At 59.2% G+C, this 5,516-nt stretch carries 2 protein-coding genes and 1 pseudogene; 1 reads left to right on the top strand and 2 read right to left on the bottom strand.

Going from position 1 to position 5,516, the window contains the following annotated elements; translation table 11 throughout:
* Positions 1–437 precede the first annotated feature (437 nt).
* On the bottom strand, positions 438–671 hold the full coding sequence (locus M3461_08625) for a hypothetical protein (protein MDQ3774408.1): 234 nt from the start codon (positions 669–671) through the stop codon (positions 438–440).
* A gap of 513 nt (positions 672–1,184) precedes the next feature.
* Between M3461_08625 and M3461_08620 the strand changes: the two genes are divergently transcribed.
* Positions 1,185–4,430, top strand: coding sequence for a right-handed parallel beta-helix repeat-containing protein (locus tag M3461_08620; GenBank protein ID MDQ3774407.1), 3,246 nt, complete (start codon positions 1,185–1,187; stop codon positions 4,428–4,430).
* Positions 4,431–4,744: 314 nt separating this feature from the next.
* Here the strand turns inward: M3461_08620 and M3461_08615 are convergent.
* A pseudogene (locus M3461_08615) lies at positions 4,745–5,174 on the bottom strand (hypothetical protein).
* Between the last annotated feature and the right edge of the window lie 342 nt (positions 5,175–5,516).

Here is a 5,516-nt window from a genome sequence, read left to right as displayed (position 1 = left end):
GGCCGCGGCTCCCGCACACGCTCAAGTCCGGCGGCGTCCGGGTTTTCCGCGTGCAGACCCTGAGGCCCGTCGTGACCGATCCGCGGGTGTATCCCGCGCAGCGGCCGTATTTCCAGATCCGGTTACGATGTCTCGACTGAGTTAAGCGATCCTCATTCCGCGCCACGGGCAGGCGCGCGGCCCTCGCGCCCCTTCTAGGCCTGCGCTCCCCCACCCACGCTTCGGCCGTGTCGCCTCCGGGGGCGAAGAGACACCAGGCGGCCTTCGAGAAATATTCGAGCACGTGGATGAAATCGAGGATGAGCGTGACCTCGACCCGGACCGTCTATCTCGGCGTGAGTATCCCCAAGATGCCCCTCATACCCATCGACCAACATCACCCACGGCCGCTTCCCCCTCGGGGTCCCGCCGCCGCGCCTCTTCAAAGACCTCCTCGGTCACCTGTTCGGGCTGCGCTCGACGCTCGCCCACACCCGGTTGTGGCGCGCTCGCACTTGGGGTGCCTCCTCCTTCTGACTTTCCACGCCCCTGATGGATCCGGGCGTCCGCACCTGCCGCTCGTAGACCGGCACCACCGTCGCCTTGCGCTTGCGCTGCCTCCGACAGACGGGTCTGTGACCGTCCCGCTCCGCCGCGCGCTTGGTCGCCTCGCGTAGATCTTCTTTTCGCATCACGATCCCCTTGCCATCTTAGCTCATCACCAAGGGGTCCAGGGTCTCCTCCGGTCCCTGGCTCGCGTGATGCTGATAGCTCTTCCAAGCTTTTCGCTCTCTAACCCATTGATTCATCGTCGTTACAAAAGATCTTCACCCAATAGAAATCGACGCGGATAAGGGTGGAACGTAGGGTCCGTTTCCTTTGCGGGCCTTCATTCCAATTCGGAATACGCACGCGTCGCGCCTTGTCACCTCCCCTCCACCCCCCTCCGGGGTGAGACCTGGGACACAAAACTCGGGTCAAGAACCTGAGCCCGTTGCGGATAAAACCGGGGTAGGCCGCCATCTAGGCAGGCAGGTCGACATAAACGGATTGCGCGCTGTGTCTGTCCCTCGGCTCTGCCCGCCTTCCCTATAGTTCCTCATCAATATCTTGGTCATATGGATATGAGTACACGTCACGAAATACTACATCCCCTCATTGTACTTGGCCTTTTTGCATTCGCGCCCACGTTCGCGAGTGCCGCCGTGCCCGCCTTCCCTGGCGCACAGGGCGGCGGGGCGGTTTCCGTGGGCGGCCGCAGCGGAGCGGTCATTGAAGTCACCAACCTCAACGATTCCGGCGCCGGCAGCCTGCGCGCCTGCGTCACCGCCTCGGGACCTCGCACCTGTGTCTTTCGCGTGGGAGGGACGATTCAACTCTTGTCGCCGTTGTTGGTATCGAAGCCATTCCTCACTGTTGCGGGTCAAACCGCGCCGGGCGGCGGGATCCTGCTCAGCGGCAAAAACATGTCATCCTACGCAATGGTAGACATTTCCACCAGCGACGTCATATGGCGGTATACCCGCATTCGCAAGGGGTGGACGTCGGGCGCAGCTGGAGACGTCCAACGCGGCAACGGATTCCTAGTGTTTGGGGGTCATAATATAGTTGCTGATCATATTTCCTTAAGCTGGAATCAGGACGAGGGACTTGGTGTTTGGAAAGGTGGTGGCAGCTCGGTGCACAGCGTAACCTTTTCATACAATCTTGTGGCGGAAGGACTGGAGGATCACGCGACGGGATGGATGATCTCCGGCGCCGGGGATCGCAGCGGGATGACAAATATTGATCTGCACCACAACCTGACGATGAACGAAAGGCATCGGAATCCTGCCTATACCATCAAATCTGGACGTTATGTAAACAACATCACCTACAACATCGGCCTTTTAAATATGCAAATCGGGTGGCCGGATCTGCCTATGAGCACAGACATCATCGGTAACCTGTGGAAGAAGGGGCCTAAGCCCATCTCGAACCATGAAGTGTCCGCTTATAGTACTCAGTCAATTTACATGTCCGGGAATAAAGGATATAACCAGTCTAATCCTGCCGGGGACCAATGGCTAATGGCGCGGGAGTCACTCGGCCAGAATGGGCCGGAGGGAGGTCCGGTTCCTACCGGCTGGCGGCGCGCCACACCTATGGCCAACACCGCTTACCCCATCATAGCCGAGCCGGTGGGAAATCTGGAGGCAAGCCTCCTGCCCATCGTCGGCGCTTCCCGCCGCCTGGACTGCAACGGCAATTGGGTGGGGAATCGCGATAGTGTCGATGCCAGGCTTATTAATCAATATAATACGAATACCGGCAGTGCCTCTTATCCGGAAACGGAAGCTGCTGTGGGCGGCTTCCCCGTTATTTCCGGCGGTACGCCGTGCACTGATACGGACCACGACGGCATGCCGGATGTGTGGGAAACGGCGCGTGGTCTAAATCCCAATAACGCGGCTGATCGGAACGCCGTCGCCGGAAGCGGATATACGAACCTTGAAGTCTATCTCGCTGGCACAGGTTCCGGGACTACTCCACCCCCGCCACCCACGCCACCGCCACCGCCGCCACCGCCGCCACCGCCGCCAGCCCCGCCTATCACCTCTCTCCCCGACGTCATCGTCACGTCGCTCTCCTATGCAAACGGGATCTTCACGAGCATGGTGAAAAACCAGGGCACCGCGGCGACTCCCTCAGGCGTAGCCATCGGCGTAGGATACTCCGTAGATGGCGTCTTCAGAACCTGGGGCATCGTGAACGGGCCCTTGGCCGCAGGAGCATCCGTCACCATCGGCACCAACGGCGGGGCATACACCATTCCCACCGGCACGCATACGTATGAGGCTTACGCCGATGACGTGAACCGCTTTGCGGAGTCGGACGAAACCAACAACCAGCTTGCAACGAACACGAGCCCGCCCCCGCCTCCCCCGCCACCACCGCCGCCATTATCCGGCTATTATGTCGCTACGAACGGCAACAACTCAAATCCTGGAACCCAGGCGTCTCCGTTCGCGACGCTCCAGAAAGCGCACGATGTTGCAGTCGCAGGAGACACGATATACATGCGTGGCGGGACGTACTTTCCAACTGCGCAAACGACTCTGACGCGATCCGGAGCCAGCGGCAATCCTATCAGGGTTCTTGCTTATCCTGGAGAAACGCCGATCATTGATGGGGCAAAGATTCCTAACGGGCAGAACCTCATGATCATTCGCATGTTCAGTGCGAATTGGTATCACTTCAAGGGGCTTGAGCTAAGGAATGGCCCGGTCGATGGTATCTATGCCTCAAACTCTAGCAATAACGTATTCGAACAGCTTAACATTCACCACGTAGGACGCGCCACGAACGGAGGCGGGTCGGGTACAGCTATAAACATCAACGGCAGCAGCAGCAATAACCTGTTCTTGAATAACGACGTACATGATAACGACGATAGGCTTGGTTCTGGAGGCGGCGCTAACGGAATCGCCGTCGTGGCCGGAACCGGAAACGTTATACGCGGAAACCGGGCATGGCGCAACTCTGACGATGGGATCGATACGTGGACTGGAGGCGCGGCGGTCATCGATAACAACTGGTCCTGGGAGAACGGATACACATTTAACGGTAGCACCTTGGTCCCTCGCGGAAACGGAGTGGGCTTCAAGCTTGGCGGACTTGGACCGAACGATGGCGGGCATCGGGTTACCAATAACCTTTCCTTCCGCAACCGCGACACGGGATATAGCTCGAATGTAGCTGATAGACCTATTACTTTCTTCAACAACACGTCATGGGAGAACCGAGGAGCTAGCTTCATTACAGGCGGAGAAGCAGCGCATGTCATGAGAAACAACCTGGCGGTCGGGTCGGGCGTCAGCATACACTCGAGAACCAGTGCCAGCTTCAACTCTTGGAACCTGCCCGTAACGGCCAATAACTCTGACTTCGCTTCTACAAGCCAGGCGTGCGCGACCGGCCCGAGGCAGGCCGATGGATCGTTGCCCAACTGCCCGTTCCTGAAACTGGCCGCCGGCAGCGATCTCATCGAAAAGGGCACTTATGTAGGAATACGATTCACAGGATCAGCTCCTGATCTAGGGGCATTCGAGACTGGAGGTGCCGCACCACCGCCCCCGCCACCCCCGCCACCCCCGCCTACCCCCTCTCTCCCCGACGTCGTCGTCACCTCGCTCTCCTATGCAAAGGGGATCTTCACGAGCACAGTGAAAAACCAGGGCACCGCGGCGACTCCCTCAGGCGTACTCATCGGTGTAGGATACTTCGTGGATGGTGTGTGGAGAACCTGGGGCGGCGTGAACGGGCCCCTGGCCGCAGGAGCATCCGTCACCGTCGGCACCAACGGCGGGGCATACACCATTCCCACCGGCACGCATACGTATAAGGCTTACGTCGATGACGTAAACCGCTTTGCGGAGTCGGACGAAACCAACAACCAGCTTGCAAAGTGATGTCCTCAAGGGAAACCGTGTCTGACCCGAAGGGATCCGGCGCCTAGAGCAATGGAAGACGGAACCGCTCAGCCGGTCTCCCATCTCCCAAAGCGACCGGACTGGATCCCTTCCGTCCGGGACCAAACCCAGTGCATTCAACCCCCGGTTCTTCCGGGGGTTGCTTTATCCCCGACCCGTGGCTTGGACCCAACCTCGTCAGTCCCTTGAAGCTCTGATTCTTCCTGTTGACACGCCCGTATTCGTGCGACTTGCAGCAAGATCACCGCGTGCTACGCCCTCGGATAGACGCTAGAGCACTTGCATCATGAAATGGTGGGTTCGTAACGATGGCTGTGCGGAATGCGCTGTATGAGTCCATGCAGCCGCAAGCGGCGTAGGTCGTAGTTCATCCTGCCGAGGCGGTAATAGGCCGGGTCGAGACCCAGCAGTTGAGCCAGCAAGGCTCACATGTCGGAATGGGTGAAACCCCTCGCTTGCAGGCTGAACAACACCAGCACGCTCCTTGATGCGAGAACTCTTGTAGTCGACGTGCAAGGAGGGGACGACGCCCTCGGTGATCACCCGGCTCCGAAACTGGCCCGGGGTCCTGTGGCTCACACGCCGGTCGAAGATCAACTGCTGGACTTGGCTCGGCCGCCCGAGATCCAGGTTCTCGCGGATCACCTCTTCCAAGAAGACCCGACCCGTCACCGGACGGTCGAGTACCTGGGTCAGAGAAAACTCCGCTTGCAGGATCGACAACGCATTCTTGGCGGTCAACGATGCCTATTAGAAGCATGGGTTCGTCAAGCAGTACGAGAAGTCCTCTACCTTCCTGCGCAATGAGATCTGCTCCAACAACCTCACGGACTTCGGCCTGAGGAAAGGTCTCGACCATCTGGCGGCCGTGCGCACCCCAGGTTTTGAAGACGCCATCCACGAAGGATGCTACGCCGACGGCTACGCCTGAGGGAGTCGCCGCGGTGTCCTGGTTTTTCACGGTGCTCGTGAAGACTCCGCTAGCATAGGAGAGCGAGGGGACGATGACGTCGGGAAGAGAGGTGCTAGGCTAGTGGCTCTTTCGTACATTTTCTTTCGGGGGGG

It is taken from the genome of Pseudomonadota bacterium (genome assembly GCA_030860485.1).
GTDB lineage: Bacteria > Pseudomonadota > Gammaproteobacteria > JACCXJ01 > JACCXJ01 > JACCXJ01.
The sequence above is the reverse complement of the archived record's forward strand: the minus strand, read 5'-3'. Positions and strand labels throughout refer to the sequence as shown.